This window comes from Bradyrhizobium sp. T-12 (assembly GCF_058314695.1).
Window position 1 is genome coordinate 2,721,752 of record NZ_CM177756.1, and the last position, 15,862, is coordinate 2,737,613.

14 protein-coding genes and 1 riboswitch are annotated in these 15,862 nt (G+C 67.0%); of the genes, 9 read left to right on the forward strand and 5 right to left on the reverse strand.

What is annotated here, in order from left to right; all coding sequences use genetic code 11:
• Both AC0WRY_RS12685 and AC0WRY_RS12690 read left to right on the forward strand, forming a co-directional pair.
• The gene (locus AC0WRY_RS12685; RefSeq protein ID WP_194407298.1) at positions 1 to 1,683 is read left to right on the forward strand and encodes a ShlB/FhaC/HecB family hemolysin secretion/activation protein; all 1,683 of its coding nucleotides are present in this window, start codon (positions 1 to 3) and stop codon (positions 1,681 to 1,683) included.
• 195 nt (positions 1,684 to 1,878) lie between these two features.
• On the forward strand, positions 1,879 to 3,009 hold the full coding sequence (locus AC0WRY_RS12690) for a hypothetical protein (RefSeq protein ID WP_491123178.1): 1,131 nt from the start codon (positions 1,879 to 1,881) through the stop codon (positions 3,007 to 3,009).
• Between the two features lie 17 nt (positions 3,010 to 3,026).
• Here AC0WRY_RS12690 and bluB read toward each other — a convergent pair whose 3' ends face one another.
• From bluB to cobU, 3 genes are read right to left on the reverse strand one after another with little or no spacing between them, the layout of a single operon-like run.
• Positions 3,027 to 3,659, reverse strand: a complete 633-nt coding sequence (bluB, locus tag AC0WRY_RS12695) for a 5,6-dimethylbenzimidazole synthase (RefSeq protein ID WP_194407300.1) — start codon at positions 3,657 to 3,659, stop codon at positions 3,027 to 3,029.
• 4 nt (positions 3,660 to 3,663) lie between these two features.
• Positions 3,664 to 4,446, reverse strand: coding sequence for an adenosylcobinamide-GDP ribazoletransferase (gene cobS / locus AC0WRY_RS12700; RefSeq protein WP_194407301.1), 783 nt, complete (start codon positions 4,444 to 4,446; stop codon positions 3,664 to 3,666).
• Entirely contained in the window at positions 4,443 to 4,946 is a 504-nt protein-coding gene (cobU, locus tag AC0WRY_RS12705; RefSeq protein ID WP_194407302.1) for a bifunctional adenosylcobinamide kinase/adenosylcobinamide-phosphate guanylyltransferase, read from the reverse strand. The genes cobS and cobU overlap by 4 nt, the downstream gene beginning before the upstream one ends.
• Positions 4,947 to 5,068: 122 nt before the next feature.
• On the opposite strand from cobU, the gene cbiB reads away from it, so the two are divergent.
• Positions 5,069 to 6,010 carry an adenosylcobinamide-phosphate synthase CbiB gene (cbiB, locus tag AC0WRY_RS12710; RefSeq protein ID WP_194407303.1) on the forward strand — a complete coding sequence of 314 codons (942 nt, stop codon included), beginning with the start codon at positions 5,069 to 5,071 and terminating at the stop codon, positions 6,008 to 6,010.
• Between the two features lie 11 nt (positions 6,011 to 6,021).
• Positions 6,022 to 6,987 (forward strand): threonine-phosphate decarboxylase CobD, encoded by a 966-nt coding sequence (cobD, locus tag AC0WRY_RS12715; protein ID WP_194407304.1) that lies wholly within the window; start codon positions 6,022 to 6,024, stop codon positions 6,985 to 6,987.
• On the opposite strand, the gene AC0WRY_RS12720 is transcribed toward cobD, so the two are convergent.
• Positions 6,976 to 8,424 carry a cobyric acid synthase gene (locus tag AC0WRY_RS12720; RefSeq protein ID WP_194407305.1) on the reverse strand — a complete coding sequence of 483 codons (1,449 nt, stop codon included), beginning with the start codon at positions 8,422 to 8,424 and terminating at the stop codon, positions 6,976 to 6,978. The two genes, cobD and AC0WRY_RS12720, sit on opposite strands and share 12 nt — an antisense overlap.
• Before the next feature lie 5 nt (positions 8,425 to 8,429).
• On the reverse strand, positions 8,430 to 9,065 hold the full coding sequence (cobO, locus tag AC0WRY_RS12725) for a cob(I)yrinic acid a,c-diamide adenosyltransferase (protein ID WP_194407306.1): 636 nt from the start codon (positions 9,063 to 9,065) through the stop codon (positions 8,430 to 8,432).
• A gap of 40 nt (positions 9,066 to 9,105) precedes the next feature.
• Positions 9,106 to 9,325, forward strand: a riboswitch (cobalamin riboswitch).
• A 93-nt stretch (positions 9,326 to 9,418) separates the two neighbouring features.
• Here cobO and AC0WRY_RS12730 point away from each other — a divergent pair.
• Genes AC0WRY_RS12730 through AC0WRY_RS12750 form a run of 5 tightly spaced genes read left to right on the forward strand, consistent with a single transcriptional unit; the run spans position 9,419 to position 15,861 of the window.
• A complete protein-coding gene (locus AC0WRY_RS12730) occupies positions 9,419 to 9,793 on the forward strand; it encodes a DUF1636 family protein (RefSeq protein WP_194407307.1) in 375 nt (124 codons plus the stop codon).
• A complete protein-coding gene (cobW, locus tag AC0WRY_RS12735; protein ID WP_194407308.1) occupies positions 9,790 to 10,824 on the forward strand; it encodes a cobalamin biosynthesis protein CobW in 1,035 nt (344 codons plus the stop codon). Before AC0WRY_RS12730 ends, cobW begins: the two co-directional genes overlap by 4 nt.
• Positions 10,824 to 14,072 carry a cobaltochelatase subunit CobN gene (gene cobN / locus AC0WRY_RS12740; RefSeq protein WP_491123179.1) on the forward strand — a complete coding sequence of 1,083 codons (3,249 nt, stop codon included), beginning with the start codon at positions 10,824 to 10,826 and terminating at the stop codon, positions 14,070 to 14,072. Before cobW ends, cobN begins: the two co-directional genes overlap by 1 nt.
• The gene (cobG, locus tag AC0WRY_RS12745) at positions 14,069 to 15,232 is read left to right on the forward strand and encodes a precorrin-3B synthase (protein WP_194407310.1); all 1,164 of its coding nucleotides are present in this window, start codon (positions 14,069 to 14,071) and stop codon (positions 15,230 to 15,232) included. Before cobN ends, cobG begins: the two co-directional genes overlap by 4 nt.
• Positions 15,232 to 15,861, forward strand: coding sequence for a precorrin-8X methylmutase (locus tag AC0WRY_RS12750; RefSeq protein ID WP_194407311.1), 630 nt, complete (start codon positions 15,232 to 15,234; stop codon positions 15,859 to 15,861). The genes cobG and AC0WRY_RS12750 overlap by 1 nt, the downstream gene beginning before the upstream one ends.
• The last annotated feature ends 1 nt before the right edge of the window (position 15,862 follow it).

Sequence of the window (15,862 nt, forward strand, 5' to 3'; positions counted from 1 at the left end):
ATGCGGGTTCTGAGGGCAGCTCTGGTGATCGGGCTTGCAGGGTCCTGCATTGCATCCGCGCGCGCCCAGTCGATCAATCCCGGCGTGATCCAGAACGACGTCGACCGCCAGCGCCGGCAACTCGAGCAGCAGAGCGCGCCGCCCAAGCTCACAGGGCCGGCGGTAATCGGTGGCGAGCGCGAGAAGTCCCAGCTCCTCAAGCCGGGCGGGCCGAAATTCCGCCTGCGCAAGGTCACGTTCGACGAATCCAAGTTCATCACGCCGGCAGAGCTCGACGAGATCGCGAAGAAATATGTCGGCAAGGACGTCGACATCGCCTCGCTGTTGCAGCTCGTGGCCGACATCAACGCCGTCTATGCCGCGCGCGGCATCGTCACGGGCATCGCGACGCTGCCCGAGCAGGACGCCAAGGGCGGCGTCGTCAGGATCAAGCTGACCGAAGGCCGGCTCCAGAAGACGACCGTCGAGGGCAACAAGCAGACCCGCACCGACTACATCCTTCAGCGTGTGAAGGAGCCCGAAGGCGAGGTGCTCGACGTTCCCAAGCTCAACCGCGACGTGATCTGGTTCAACCGGACCAATGACGTGCAGATCAAGGCATTGCTGCAGCCCGGCACGAGTTTTGGTCTCACCGACCTGCAGTTCGCCGTGATCGAGCCGCCGGTCGACACCTTGCAGCTCTTCACCGACAACCAGGGGGCCGACAACACGGGGCGCTGGGAGGGCGGAGCCTTCTACAAGCGCCACGGCCTGTTCGGCGTCGACGACCGCCTGACCTTCTACGGCGTCCGCTCCGACGGCAATCTCAACGGCAATGTCGCCTACAGCATCCCGGTCAATCCCTGGGGCGGCCGCGCCGGCGTCAGCTATACCGAAGGCAAGATCAAGATCGTCCAGGGACCGTTCGTCGCGCTCGACGTTACCGGTCGCTCGAGCCAGGCCGCGGTCAATTTCAGCCAACCGGTCTGGGTGACGCAGGACTGGCTGGTGCTGCTCAATGCCGCCTTGACCGAAGGCAAGACGGTCAGCCGCTTCGCAACTGTTGCCGTCACCGACGATCACTACGACAAGACCACCGCGGGAATATCGGTGACCAAGTCCGGCAACACCTATTCGATCACGGTGTCGCCGGCGGTGAACTACGTCGCGTGGCATGATTACGTGCTCGGCAACAACCGCGCGTTCAACACCTTTACCGGCTCGCTGATCGCAACCAGCGCCGCGGGACCTCAGAACTTCAGTGCCAATGTGCTGGCGAGCTGGCAGTACGCGCAGGAGAAGCTGCTGCCGGGCGACCAGATCTTCTCGATCGGCGGCCCCACCACCGTGCGCGGCTACCCCTCCAACGCGGCGTCCGGCGACAGCGGCTATTACTTCAACGCCGAGCTGCACTACAACTGGTCGCAATGGCTGAGGGGTTTCGACACCTACATCTTCACCGACTGGGGCGCGGTGTATTCGACCTTCCCGGGCGTCACCGAGATGGCCTCTGTCGGCGTCGGCTTCTCCTGGACCTACGCGCAATTCATGACGTTCGAGGCGAACTACGCCACGCCGCTGAAGATGGCGGTGTCCACCCAGCACCATTACGAGGCCTATGGCCGCGTCGTCTTCCGGCCGCTGTTGATGTTCCAGAAGCAGGACAGCGTGGCGCCAGCCGCTGCAGCCGCGCGAAAGTCATAGCCGTTCCGCCTGCCGGGCCGGACCGCAAATGACCCCGCCGGGAGAGATTTGACGGTTGCTTAAACCGGCGGCTTGCGGTTGCATATGACATTGCAATCTACTCGGGACGGAGCCAGCCCATTTTTCGGGGCTGCGCCAGGGAGAGCATGTCATCCCGCGGCGCCAATTCGTTCCATAACTGGTTGGCGGGGAAAAATGGCCGCAGCAGATCCGAATGCCGAGCAGGCCCCGGTGAGTCTCGAGCGCTATCGCTTGCGCCTCGGCTTCTGGCAGGCGATCTGGGGCACGCTGATCAGCGGCGGTGTCGCCGTTGCCATTCCAGCCGCGGTCGATGCCTACAAGGCGCGGCTCGATCTCAGGAAGGCGGAGCAGGAGGTCGCCCTCAAGCAGAAGGAGATCGAGAGCAAGGCCCAGGATCTGCACCAGACCTACATCTCGAAATTCATCGACACGGCCCTCAACCAGGACATCGAGTTGCGCCTGCGCTTCTCCGAATACTTCTCGTATGTCTCGGACAAGGACAGCAGGGAGCAATGGAGGCTCTATCACGACGGCTTGGAGAAGCGGCGCGACGCGATCAGACAGAGCATCAACGACAAGGAGATGGATGCTGCGCATCTGGGCGCGCATGCTCGACCGAGCGAAGCCGACCAGATCAAACTTGCGGCCCTGCGCAGGGAGCTCGATTGGAACTATGCGGAGGTCGGATACGCGAGACAGGACAGCAATATCACCGTGCCGAGCCAACCGACTGTTGCCCCGAGGTTCGATCGGAAAGCGATCCAGTCGGAGGCCGAGCAACTCTTTGACCAAGCCACCCTCGATCCCCAACGCCTGTCCGATCTGGACAAGTTCGTTGGGCGCATCCAGGCCAACAAGGAGCGATATCAGTCCATCGAAGCCAGGATGAGTGTGCCCTGGTACGTCGTGGGCTTGATTCACGCGGATACCAATTTCGATTTTTCGCGTCACCTGAACGGCGATCCGCTGTCGGCCAAGACCGTGAACGTCCCGAAGGGACGACCCTCAGGCGATCCGCCGTTCTCTTGGGAGGATAGCACGATCGACTATCTCACCCTCCTTGGTTGGCAAGGTCTCGATTGGTCCGGCATCGGAACGGTCTTGTACCGGCTGGAAAGCTTCAACGGGCTCGGCTATCGAAACCACAATGCCAGGTCGCCGTATGTCTGGGGCTGCACCAATTTGTACGTGTCCGGAAAGTTCGGACGTGACGCCACCTTTGATCCCAATTTGAAGGACATGCGATGCGGGGTGGGCGCGGCTCTTAAAATGCTCATGCAGCGCAAGATTGTCGAGCTGCCGTAGCGGAAATCCCGTTCGTCTCAGCGCCGCAAGGTAAACTCGTCGGCGCCCAGCCGGTGCTCCCATTTCGCCTGCTCGAGCTCGGGTTGGTCGCATTCGACCTCGGGATAGCCGATGCAGAGATAGGCGATGAATTTCCAGGTATCCGGCACGTCGAGAATGGCATGGATGCGATCCGGGTTGAGGATCGACACCCAGCCGAGGCCGATGCCTTCCGCGCGCGCGGCGAGCCACATCGCGGTGATCGCGGCGACGACGGAATATTCCGTGGTCTCCGGCATGGTGGCGCGGCCGAGGCCATGACCGGTGTCGCTGGCCTTGTCGGCGAACACGGCGAGATGGCCGGGCGCCTGTTCGAGGCCCGACAGTTTCAGCGTGGCATAACGCGCGGCACGCTCGCCGGAATAGCAGCTGAGCGCATCGGCATTGCATGCCCTGAAGTCTTCGATCACGGCCCGGCGCCGCGCGGCGTCATCGACGATGACGAAGCGCCAGGGCTGGCTGAGGCCGACCGAGGGTGACAGGCAGGCGGTCTCGATCAGCCCTGCGATGGCGCCCTCCGGCAGCGGATCGCTGCGAAAGCGGCGGACGTCGCGGCGCCACACGAACAGCTCGTGCAGTTGCCGACGGAAGCTGTCGTCGAACTCGACCATGGGGTCAACGTCCGATCTGAAAGGCTGCGGCGACCAGCAGGATCAAGATTTCGCCGATCTGCTCGAACGCTCCGAGAATGTCGCCGGTCTGCCCGCCGATCTGGCGGATGGCCAGCCGCGCCAACGTCCATCCGGCGAGCGACAGCAGGACCAGGCCGACCAGCGCCTTGCCTGGCCCCAACGCCAGGACGAGCGCGAGCGTTCCAACCGCGAAGGCGATGGCGACACTGCGGCCCGGCGGCACGCCGGTGCTCGCTGACAGTCCGTCCGGCCGCGCGGGCGGCACCAGCGACATGAAGGCCGGCACGCCCGCGCGCGCCGCCGCATGCGCGGCGCACAGCGCCAGCGCGGCGGCGATGGGATCGGCGATCGTCGCGAGCGCGCTCCAGCGTAGGCCGAACGACAGGATCAGCGCGCAGGCTCCGTACGTTCCGATCCGGCTGTCACGCATGATCTCCAGCTTGCGCTCGCGCGTGCGTCCGCCGCCAAGTCCGTCGGCGGTATCTGCGAGACCGTCCTCGTGCAGCGCGCCGGTGATGAGGGCGGTGGTCGCCAGGGCGAGCAGGGCAGCAAGGTTCGGTGTCAACCCGCAACGGAAGGCGACCTTGTAGGCGAAGGCGCCGGCAAGGCCGACCAGCAGTCCCGCGAAGGGAAGCGCCCAGGTCGCCCGCGCGATGGCGCCGTCAGCCGCCGGCTTCGACGATGCCACCGGGAGGATCGTGACGAACGACGCCGCCATCCTGAGATCGGCGACAATGTCTTTGAGGAGTTCGGCGCGCGGCATCATTTCAGTTTCATCGGCAGGCCGGCGACGACGAACTCGACCTCGTCAGCGATCGCAGCGATCATCTGGTTCATGATCCCGGCGGCATCGCGAAAACTGCGCGCCAGCGCATTGTCGGGGACAATGCCGAGGCCGACTTCATTGGTGACGAGCACGACGGGGCTTTTCAAGCGGGGGAGGACGGCTGCGAGTTCGGTCACTTCGTGCTCCCAGTCGCGCGTCGCATGCATCAGATTGGAGAGCCACAGCGTCAGGCAGTCCACCAGTCGTGCGCCGCCGCCGTCCGTCTCGGCCAGTGCGGATACGAGATCGAGCGGCACCTCGCGTTCGAGCCAGTCGGTTCCGCGCCGCGAGCGATGCTTCGCGATGCGCGCCTCCATCTCGGTATCGAGCGCTTCGGCCGTCGCGACATAGACCGGCTGGCCGGCAAAGGTGCGCGTGCGCATTTCCGCGCGCTTGCTCTTGCCCGATCGGGCTCCGCCCGTGATCAAGATGACGGCCATGAAACTCTCCTCGAGGGCCTGACTAACCATCAATCGCCGCCAAAGACAAAGCCGAAATCAGATGCGGAGGGGGTTGCGCTTGGCCCTCGCTTTGCGCAACAGGGGCGGGACAGGAGGCGAGATTGGGCTTTGCGGGCGCGATGGTGGTGGCGATGGCGGTGGATGCCCTCCTGGGCTGGCCGTCATGGCTGTTCGCGTGGATCGGTCATCCCGTGACCTGGCTGGGTCGGCTGATCGGCGCCATCGATCGCAGCTGGAATCGCGCCTCCGATCCGCCGGCGCTCCGCCGCGCGGCCGGTATCGCCGGAGCGCTCTTGGTGATCGCAGCCGCCGTTGCGATCGGTTGGATGATTCAGGTCTTGCTGCCCGCGGGTTGGATCCAGATCGTGCTGGTCGGTGTCCTGGCCTGGCCCCTGGCCGCGCTGCGCTCGTTGCACGATCACGTCGCGGCGGTTGCGGCTCCGTTGCTGGCCGGGGACATTGCGTCCGCGCGCGAGGCGGTTTCGCGTATCGTCGGTCGCGATCCCGCGGCGCTCGATGAGGCCGGGATCGCGCGTGCGGCGATCGAGAGCCTTGCAGAGAACGCGTCCGACGGCATCGTGGCGCCGGTGTTCTGGGGCGCGCTGTTCGGATTGCCCGGCATTTTGGGCTACAAGGCGATCAACACGCTGGACTCCATGATCGGCCATCGCAGCGAGCGCCACGAAGCCTTCGGTTGGGCCGCCGCGCGCATCGACGATGTCGTCAACTTCATCCCGGCGCGCCTGACCGGATTCCTGTTCGTGCTGCTGGCGCCGCGACGATCCGAAGCGCTGGCGTGCATGACGCGGGATGCGCGCCGTCACCGCTCGCCCAATGCGGGCTGGCCGGAAGCGGCCATGGCCGGCGCACTCGGTGTACGGCTCAGCGGCCCCCGCATCTATCACGGCAGCATCACGAACGAGCCCTGGCTCAATGAAGGCGCGCGCGATCCGCTGGCCGCGGATATCGGCGAGGGACTAACGGTTTATCGCCGCGCCATGTTGCTGCTAGCCGGTGTGCTTGCGATCCTGGCCTTCGCGTGAAAGAACGGGGCATGCGCGAGCACGGTGGAAATCTCGATCTGGCCCAGCAGCGTTTTGGCGGACGCGCTGAGGACTGGATCGACCTGTCGACCGGGATCAACCGGCTGCCTTATCCCGTGGGCGAGGTGACGGCGCGCGCGTGGACGGCGCTGCCATCGCGAGCCGAAACCGACGCTCTGCATCAGGCTGCGCGGCACGCCTACCGCACGCGCGCGCCGATCGTCGCACTGGGCGGCGCGCAGGCCGCCATTCAATTGCTGCCGCAACTCGGGCCGCCCGGCCGCGCGGGCATCTTGGCTCCGACCTATAATGAGTATGCGGGCGTGCTGTCGGCCGCGGGCTGGGACGTGCAGGAGGTCGGCGAGCTCGGCGCGCTTGAAGACGCAGACCTCGCCATCGTCGTCAATCCCAACAATCCCGACGGCCGGAATCATGCGCCAAAGGATCTGCTCGCGCTTCTGCCGGGCGTCGGCCGTCTCGTGATCGACGAGAGCTTTGCCGATGCTGTTCCGGCATTGTCGCTCGCGAGCGAAGCGGATCGGCCTGGACTGCTGGTCCTGCGCTCCTTCGGAAAGTTTTATGGTCTTGCCGGCCTGCGGCTGGGTTTCGCACTTGGTAGTGCGGCTGATGTGGCCAAGCTCGCGGCGGCTTCGGGGCCATGGCCGGTCTCGGGTGCAGCGATCGCCATCGGTTGTCGCGCGCTGCACGACGATGCCTGGGCCGAGGCCACGACCGCGCGGCTTGCGCGCGATTGCGTTCGTCTCGACGAGATGGCGCGTGCGCAGGGATGGCGGCTCGTCGGCGGCGCGTCGCTGTTTCGTCTCTACGAAACGCCGGATGCGCTTGCCGCGCAGGAGCAGCTGGCACATCGCCATATCTGGTCGCGCGTGTTCACGCACAATCCGACATGGCTGAGGCTCGGCCTTCCCGGCAGCGAAAGCGAATGGTCGCGGCTCGGAGAGGCGCTAGCGTGCTAGCGCGAGCAGGCCTTCGACGTCGAGATGCTTTTCGATGTGATCGGCCAACGCCTCGAGCGCGCTCTCGACTCGGGCCGCATACGGCTCGTTACCGGCGGGAATGTCGAGCTTTGCCAGGTACGCCTTGCGGAAATCATCCGAGGTGAACAGGCCGTGCAGATAGCTGCCCTGCACGCGGCCGTCGCGCGAGATCGCGCCTTCCGGCTCGTCGTTCAGCTTCGCGAAGGGACGTGCGCGATCCGGTCCGTCGGTGCGGCCGATGTGGATTTCATAAGCTTCGATCGGCTGCTCCGTGGCGGCATGCACCGCCGCGACACGCGTCAGCGTCTTCTGCGGGCTCATCACCGTCTCCACATCCAGCAGCCCGAGCCCCGGCGTGTCGCCCGCGGGCCCTTCGATGCCGTCGGGATCGGCGACGCGGCGCCCGAGCATCTGGTAGCCGCCGCAGAGGCCGAGCACGTGGCCGCCCCGGCGATGATGCGCGAGCAGGTCGATGTCCCAGCCCTGCGCGCGCAGGAAGGCGAGATCGCCGCGAGTGGATTTTGAGCCGGGGATGATGACGAGCCTGACGTCGCCGGGGATTGCTTCGCCGGGGCGCACCATCACGAGATCGACTGAAGGCTCGAGCTTGAGCGGATCGAGATCGTCGAAATTGGCGATCCGCGACAGCGCGAGGCACGCGATCTTGCACTGGCCCGGCTTGCGCGCGTCGCTCAGCCCCAGCGCGTCCTCGGCCGGCAGCTCGCCGGCGCGGGCAAACCAGGGCAGCACGCCGAAACCGCGCCAGGCGGTTTTTTCTTCGATCAGCCGGTAGCCGTCGTCGAACAGCGTGGGATCGCCGCGGAACTTGTTGATGACAAAACCTTGGATCATCGCGGCATCGTCAGGATCGATCACCGTCTTGATGCCGACGAGCTGGGCGATGACGCCGCCGCGATCGATGTCGCCAATCAGTACGACGGGCACGTCGGCCTTGCGCGCAAAGCCCATATTGGCGATGTCGGCCTTGCGCAGATTCACTTCGGCCGGGCTGCCGGCGCCTTCGACCAGCACCAGATCGGCGCGCGCCTTCAGCCGCTCGAAGCTCTCCAGCACCGCGCCCATTAGCGAGGGCTTCATGGCCGCATAGTCGCGCGCGCGCGCCGTCGCGATGCGCTTGCCATGCACGATGACCTGCGCGCCGACATCGGTCTCGGGCTTGAGCAGCACCGGATTCATGTCGGTGTGCGGTTCGACGCCGGCGGCGAGCGCCTGCAACGCCTGCGCGCGGCCGATCTCGCCGCCATCGACGGTGACGGCCGCGTTGTTCGACATGTTCTGCGGCTTGAAGGGGAGCACACGCAAGCCCCGCCGCGTGAAGGCGCGCGCGAGACCGGCGACGATGAGCGACTTGCCCACGTCCGAGCCGGCCCCCTGAATCATCAGCGCCCGTGCCATCGACTTCAGAACTCGACGCCGGCCTGCGCCTTGATGCCGGAGCGGAAGGGGTGCTTGACCAGCGTCATCTCGGTGACGAGATCGGCGATCTCGATCAGCTCGTCCTTGGCGTTGCGCCCGGTGAGCACGACGTGAGTCATCGGCGGCTTCGAGGTCGTCAGGAACTCCACCACCTCGGCGATGTCGAGATAGTCGTAGCGCAGCGCGATGTTGATCTCGTCGAGCACGACCATGCGCAGGCTCTCGTCAAGGATCAGCTCCTTGGCCTTCTCCCAGCCGGCGCGCGCGGCGGCGATGTCGCGGGCGCGGTCCTGTGTCTCCCAGGTGAAGCCTTCGCCCATCGCGTGGAACTGACAGAGCTCGCCGAAATGGCCGGTGAGCAGGCGCCGCTCGCCGGTGTCCCAGGCACCCTTGATGAACTGCACGACGGCGCAGGGGAAGCCGTGAGCGACGCAGCGCACGATCATGCCGAAAGCCGAGGAGGACTTGCCCTTGCCGGCGCCGGTGTGCACGATGATGAGGCCCTTTTCGCCGCTCTTGGTCGCCATGATCTTGCCGCGGGCGGCCTTCTTCTTCGCCATTTTCTGGGCGTGCCTGATGTCGGTGTCCTCGGTTGTTTGGGTATCCGGTTCAGGCGTCATGGGTCCCGGTCCTTCGGCTTGACAAGAGGCGGCCACCGGCAAATGGTGGCCCGGCGTTGGTTCCTGTCCTATGACAGGCGAAGAGGGAATGCGATAGGGTCCGAATCGGCAAGATTAGGGTCCAAAATGCAGCCGCCCCCGCGACCGTGACCGGAGAGATGCCCGAAGCCACTGATTCCCACGGGAATCGGGAAGGCGGGGATCGAAGGGCAAAACCCTGCTCCGCAAGCCGGGAGACCTGCCAGCGCGACGAGTTTTGGACCGGCGGACGGGGTGTTCCGCGACGGGGAAACGGGCCTTCTGAAGAATGGTCCGTGTGCCTCATCGCCTCCCGCTGATATCTGGAAGAGGCGATGACCGTCACACTTCATGTCTGCATCACCTGCCGTGCCGGCGAGACGCTCGGCGAGGGCGAGACGACGCCCGGCAAGCGCCTGCATGGTGCGATCCTCGAGGCTGGCGTGCCTGACGGCGTCAATGTGGTTCCCGTCGAATGCCTCTCTGCATGCAGCCAGGGCTGCTCGGTCGCGCTCAGCGCGCCCGGCCGCTGGTCCTATGTCTATGGCCGCCTGTCGGATGCGAATGCGCAGGACGTGGTCGCGGGCGCGGCGGCCTACGCGGCCGCGCCCGATGGCCTCGTGCCCTGGCGCAGCCGGCCCGAAATCTTCCGCAAGCAGTCGCTTGCCCGCATTCCCCCTGTTGCCGTCGTGCCGGAGGCCGCCGAATGAGCTCGCTCGCAAAAGTCCCTGTGACGGTGGTCACCGGTTTCCTCGGCTCCGGCAAGACGACGCTGATCCAGCATCTGCTCGCGAATCCCAATGGCAAGAAGCTCGCGGTGCTCGTCAACGAGTTCGGCAGCGAGGGCGTCGACGGCGAGATCCTGAAGTCCTGCGCCGACGCCAATTGCCCCGAAGAGAACATCGTCGAGCTCGCCAATGGCTGCATCTGCTGCACCGTCGCCGATGATTTCATTCCGACCATGGAGCAGCTCTTGGCGCGCCCCGTGCGGCCCGATCACATCCTGATCGAGACCTCGGGCCTGGCGTTGCCGAAGCCACTCTTGAAGGCGTTCGACTGGCCCGAGATCCGCTCGCGCATCACGGTCGACGGCGTGATCGCGCTGGCCGATGCCGAGGCCGTCGCGGCCGGCCGCTTCGCGCCCGATCCTGATGCGGTCGAAGCGCAGCGCGCGGCGGACGAAAATCTCGACCACGAGACGCCGTTGTCGGAAGTGTTCGAGGACCAGATCGCCTGCGCCGACATCGTGCTGCTGACCAAGGCCGACCTTGCGGGCGCCGCCGGGATCGAAGCCGCCAGGGCTGTGATCACCGCCGAGATGCCGCGCCGCGTGCCGATGCTGCCCGTCACTGACGGCGCGATCGACGCCCGCTTGATCCTCGGCCTCGGCGCTGCCGCCGAGAACGATCTCGCCGCACGTCCCTCGCATCACGACGGCGAGGAGGAGCACGAGCACGATGATTTTGCCTCCGTCGTGATCGATCTCCCTGAGGTCGCCGACATCGACGCGCTGGTCGCCTCGGTGCAGAAGCTGGCGCGCGAGCAGAATGTGCTGCGCGCCAAGGGCTATATCGCGGTGGCGGGCAAGCCGATGCGCCTGTTGCTGCAGGCGGTCGGCGAGCGCGTGCGCCACCAGTTCGACAAGCCCTGGGGCGCAGATCTCCGGCAATCAAAGCTCGTCGTGATCGGCGAGCATGGCGATATCGACGAGGCCGCGATCAGGTTGGGATTAGGTATCTGATGCACGTCGTCTTCCGCGAGAGCCGCGGTCTCGAGGAGACCGCGACGCCAAGAGACATCGGCCAGGACCCGGCCGATCTCGTGGTGCTCTCGTATTCGGATTCCGACCTTGCTGCCTTCGCAGCCGGCTGGCGCCGTGGCCGGGGCAGCCTGCCGTCGCTGCGGCTCGCCAACCTCGCCGAGCTGCGTCATCCGCTGTCGGTCGACACCTATGTCGAGCGCACCTTGTCGCAGGCGCGCGGCATTCTGGTGCGGCTGATCGGCGGCGAATCCTATTGGCCATACGGCCTCGCCGCCCTTCAGCAACTGGCGAAGGATCGCGGCATCGTGCTCGCCGTGCTGCCGGCCGATGGCCGCGACGACGTCAGGCTTGATGCCTATTCGACCTTGCCGGTCTCGACGCTGCGCCGCCTCAAGGTGCTCTGCGATACCGGCGGCCCGGTCGCGGCGCAGGCGGCGATCGCGCAACTGGCACTGGCCTCGGGACTTTATGCCGGGCCTGTTGTCGGCGACATGACCGTGCCCGAGATGGGATTCTACGATCCCGCGCGCGGTGTCATTGCTGCGCCGGCGGGCGGCGAGGGGAAGCCCCTCGCGCTGGTGACCTTCTATCGCTCCTATCTCACGGCCGCCGACACCGGCCCGGTCGATGCGCTGATCGCGGCGCTGCGCGAGAATGGTTTTGACGCGTTCGGCGCGTTCGTCACCTCGCTGAAGGCTCCGGGTGTCGCGGACTGGTTGCGCGCGTATCTTGCGACGAAGCCTCCGGCGGCGATCGTCAACGCAACGGCGTTCTCCGCCATCGGCGACGACGGCACGACGCCGTTCGACGCCGCATCGTGCCCCGTGTTCCAGGTCGCGCTGTCCACGGCGCGACGCGAGGACTGGGCGACCTCGTTGCGCGGCCTGTCGCCCGGCGATCTCGCGATGCATGTGGTGCTGCCCGAGGTCGACGGCCGGCTGTTCGCGGGCGTGGTGAGCTTCAAATCCGCCGCCGACCGTGATCCGGATTTGCAGTTCTCGCATCTGGCGCACAGGCCCGATGACGAGCGCGTGAAAGCCGTCGCCACGCGCGTTGCGGCGTGGCGGCGCCTCGCGGAAAGGACAACCGCCGAGAAGCGGCTGGCGATCGTGCTCTCGAACTATCCGGGGCGGCCGCATCAGATCGCGCACGCGGTCGGACTCGATGCGCTGGCTTCGGTCGAGGCCCTGATGTCCGATCTCGCCGAGGCTGGCTTTGATGTCGCGCCGGTTCGAGCTCTCGGTGAGACGCTGCTGACGCGAAATTTGACGTGGAGCGTTGCCGACTACCGCACGGCGCTCTCGGGCCTGCCGCAATCCTTGCAGGACGATCTCGCGCAGGCCTGGGGCGCGCCGGAGAACGATCCAGGCTGTCGCGATGGCGCATTCCATTTCGCCGCAATCCCACGCGGTCGGTCGGTCATCGCGGTCCAGCCGGAGCGTGGCGATGCCGCCGCGCGTGATACCGACTATCACGATCTCGCCCGCACGCCGCGCCATGCCTATGTCGCGTTCTATCTCTGGCTTCGGCAGCAGGGCTGTGATGCCGTCGTGCATATGGGCGCGCATGGCACGCTGGAATGGCTGCCTGGAAAATCCGTCGCGCTGTCGTCTGCGTGCTGGCCTGAGGCGCTGATCGGCGATCTCCCGATCATCTACCCCTTCATCGTCAACGATCCCGGCGAGGCTGCACAGGCCAAGCGGCGCATCGGTGCCGTCACCATCGGCCATCTCCCGCCGCCGCTGGAAACATCGGCCGTGCCGGAAGGTTTGCGCCGGCTCGAACGTCTTCTCGACGAATATTCGACCGCCGACGGTCTCGACCCCGCGCGCCGCCAGCGGCTGATCGCGGCGATCCGCGACGAGGCGCGTGCGGCGGGCCTCGAAGACGATCTCGGCCTCGATGCCTCGGCCGCGCCGGCCGAAGCCATTCCGCGGATCGATCGCTTCGTCTGCGATCTCAAGGAAAGTCAGTTCGGCGACGGTCTGCACGTGTTCGGCCGCGGCGCCTGTGGCGAGGCGGAGCGCGATGCGCTACGTGCCGCCCTTGCAGGGCAGCGTGTCGCGCCGGGGCCGTCGGGCTCGCCCTATCGCGGCCGCGCCGACGTGCTGCCGACCGGGCGCAATCTCTTTGCGGTCGACCCGCGCGCCGTGCCGACGCCGTCGGCGCATGCGCAGGGGATCAAACTCGCCGAGGAGCTGCTGCGGCGCCATTTGCAGGATCACGGCGACTGGCCGAAAGGCCTCGTCGTCGATCTCTGGGGCTCGGCGACGATGCGCACTGCGGGCGAGGAGTTTGCCATGGCGCTGCATCTGGCCGGGCTCGCGCCGCGCTGGGATCACGCCTCCGGCCGCGTCACCGGCTACGACATCATCGCGCCGGCCGAGCTCGGCCGCCCGCGCATCGATGTCACGTTGCGCGTCTCGGGCCTGTTCCGCGACGTCTTCTCCGGTCTCGCGCAATTGTTCGAGGCCGCTTCCGAAACGCTTGCAGGCCGCGACGATGAGGGCGAGGAAAATCCGTATCGCCATCGCACCTCGCGCGTGTTCGCGCCGCGGCCCGGACAATATGGCGTCGGCCTCTCGGCGGTCCCCGATGCCTTCACGCCGGAGACGCGGGATGCCGCGGGCGAAGCCTGGCTGTCGGCCTCGTCATGGGCGTTCTCGGCGGATGGCGAGATGCAGCATGACCGCGCCGGCATCGAGCAGCGCCTCGCGGCCGCCGACGCCTTTGTCCATGTTCAGGATCTGCCGGAAACCGACCTGCTGCTTGCCGCCGATTACGCCGCGCATGAAGCCGGGGTTGCGGCGGCAGCCGTGCATCTCGGCGCGGCAGCGCCATCGCTCTATCACCTCGACACGACGCGTCCCGAACAGCCGCACGCGCGCACGCTGACGGAAGAGATATCGCGCGTCGTCCGGGCGCGCGCCGCCAATCCGGCCTGGATCGCCGGCATGATGCGTCACGGCTTTCGCGGGGCCGCGGAGATCACCGCAACGCTGGAGCATATGGCCGCCTTCGCGCATCTTGCCGGCGCCGTGCCGCCGCATCTGTTCGATCTCTATTACGACGCGACGCTTGGCCATGACGACGTCCGTGCCTTCATGGCGCGCGAGAATCCTGCGGCGCTTGCCGCGATGGAAACCTGTTTTGCGCGCCTGCACGATGCGGCGCTGTGGCAAACGCGCCGCAACTCGATCGCGGCGGCGCTGCGGGAGGCATCATGAGCGCGTCTGCGGTCAAGGGCTGGTGTCCCGGCGCGCTGCGCCCGATGCTGTCGGGCGACGGGCTCGTGGTGCGGGTGCGGCCGTTCGGTGGGCGGCTTGAAGCGCCACAGATCATCGGGCTTGCCGAACTCGCCGGGCAACACGGCAACGGCCTGATCGATGTGACGAGCCGCGCCAATCTCCAGATCCGCGGCGTCAGCGAGCAAAGCCACCGGCCGCTGCTCGACGGCCTTTCGCAACTCGCGCTGCTCGACCCCGACGCCGAGATCGAAGCCCGACGCAATATTCTGGTGACTCCGTTCTGGAGCGGCGGTGACGAAACCCAGTCGCTCGCCGCTGGGCTGGAGGAGGCGCTGGCCGATCGCGGCCTCGCGCTTCCCACCAAGTTCGGCTTCGCCATCGATGACGGACGGTCGCGGGTGCTCGCCGGCGATTCCGCCGACATCCGCATCGAGCGCGATCGCGCGGGCCGCCTTCTGGTGCGGGCCGACGGCGCGCGGCTCGGCCGCTCCGTCGCGCGCGGCGAGGCCGTGAGCACGGCGCTGGCGCTCGCAAGCTGGTTCCTGGTCTCCGGCGGCGCGAAGGACGGGCGCGGCCGGATGGCAGCCCACATCGCCTCCGGCGCGGCGTTGCCGCCATCGCTGCGCGGCGAGACGGAGCCTGCGCCCGTGATGGCGGCGTCGCGGCCCGGGCACTATCCGCAAGGCGCGATGGTCGGCGTCGCGTTCGGGCAGCTGCTGCACACGACGCTGCATCAGTTCGCCGGTTGTGGCCATGCGCTACGCATGACGCCCTGGCGAATGGTGCTCAGCGAAGGCAAGCGCGAGATGCCGAGCGCGCCGGGCCTCATCACCGAGCCCTTTGATCCCGCGCTGCGCGTCATCGCCTGCAGCGGTGCGCCGCGCTGCCGCGAAGCCCATGCCGATACCCGCGCGCTGGCCGCGGCGCTCGCGCCGCGCATCGCCGCCGACGCGCGGCTGCACGTCTCCGGCTGCGGCAAGGGCTGCGCCCATTCCGGCACGGCCGCCGTCACGCTGGTTGCGACGCGCGCCGGCTTCGATCTCGTCCGCAACGGTTCGATCCGCGATGAGCCGGTCCTGCGCGGGTTGAACGGCGCCGACATCGTCAGCGATCCCTCGATCCTCGTCGGAGGGAACTGATGCCGCACATTTACGAGACCGATGGCGCGGCGATCTACCGGCAGTCCTTCGCCACCATTCGGACTGAGGCCGATCTTGCCCGCTTCACGCCGGCCGAGGAGCAGGTCGTGGTGCGGATGATCCACGCCGCCGGCATGGTCGGCCTGGAGGCCCATATCCGCTTCACGCCGGGCATGGCGACGATCGCTCGCGCCGCTTTGCAAAGAGGCGCGCCGATTCTGTGCGACGCACGCATGGTTTCGGAAGGGATCACGCGTGCAAGGCTTCCCGCGGCCAATGCCGTCATCTGCACGCTCGGCGATGAGACCGTGCCCGCGCTCGCGCAATCCATGCGCAATACCCGCTCGGCCGCGGCACTCGAACTGTGGCGGCCGCATCTGGACGGCGCGATCGTCGCGATCGGCAATGCGCCGACGGCGCTGTTTCATCTGCTCAACATGCTGGAGGATACAGACTGCCCGCGGCCGGCGGCGATCATCGGCTGTCCGGTCGGCTTCGTCGGTGCAGCCGAGTCCAAGGCGGCGTTGATGGCCGCTCCGCCGGCGCCGGCGCTGACCGTCGAAGGCCGCCTCGGCGGCTCGGCGATCACGGTCGCGGCCGTCAACGCGCTGGCGAGCCGGAGCGAATAGC

Excerpts from the sequence above, each read along its gene's own strand:
- AC0WRY_RS12720 (WP_194407305.1), bottom strand. The coding sequence starts at position 8,424 with ATGGCACGGGCGCTGATGATTCAGGGGGCCGGCTCGGACGTGGGCAAG.
- cobS (WP_194407301.1), bottom strand. The coding sequence starts at position 4,446 with ATGATGCCGCGCGCCGAACTCCTCAAAGACATTGTCGCCGATCTCAGG.
- cobD (WP_194407304.1), top strand. The coding sequence starts at position 6,022 with ATGCGCGAGCACGGTGGAAATCTCGATCTGGCCCAGCAGCGTTTTGGC.
- cobU (WP_194407302.1), bottom strand. The coding sequence starts at position 4,946 with ATGGCCGTCATCTTGATCACGGGCGGAGCCCGATCGGGCAAGAGCAAG.
- cobW (WP_194407308.1), top strand. The coding sequence starts at position 9,790 with ATGAGCTCGCTCGCAAAAGTCCCTGTGACGGTGGTCACCGGTTTCCTC.
- AC0WRY_RS12730 (WP_194407307.1), top strand. The coding sequence starts at position 9,419 with ATGACCGTCACACTTCATGTCTGCATCACCTGCCGTGCCGGCGAGACG.
- AC0WRY_RS12690 (WP_491123178.1), top strand. The coding sequence starts at position 1,879 with ATGGCCGCAGCAGATCCGAATGCCGAGCAGGCCCCGGTGAGTCTCGAG.
- AC0WRY_RS12685 (WP_194407298.1), top strand. The coding sequence starts at position 1 with ATGCGGGTTCTGAGGGCAGCTCTGGTGATCGGGCTTGCAGGGTCCTGC.
- bluB (WP_194407300.1), bottom strand. The coding sequence starts at position 3,659 with ATGGTCGAGTTCGACGACAGCTTCCGTCGGCAACTGCACGAGCTGTTC.
- cobO (WP_194407306.1), bottom strand. The coding sequence starts at position 9,065 with ATGACGCCTGAACCGGATACCCAAACAACCGAGGACACCGACATCAGG.
- cobG (WP_194407310.1), top strand. The coding sequence starts at position 14,069 with ATGAGCGCGTCTGCGGTCAAGGGCTGGTGTCCCGGCGCGCTGCGCCCG.
- cobN (WP_491123179.1), top strand. The coding sequence starts at position 10,824 with ATGCACGTCGTCTTCCGCGAGAGCCGCGGTCTCGAGGAGACCGCGACG.
- AC0WRY_RS12750 (WP_194407311.1), top strand. The coding sequence starts at position 15,232 with ATGCCGCACATTTACGAGACCGATGGCGCGGCGATCTACCGGCAGTCC.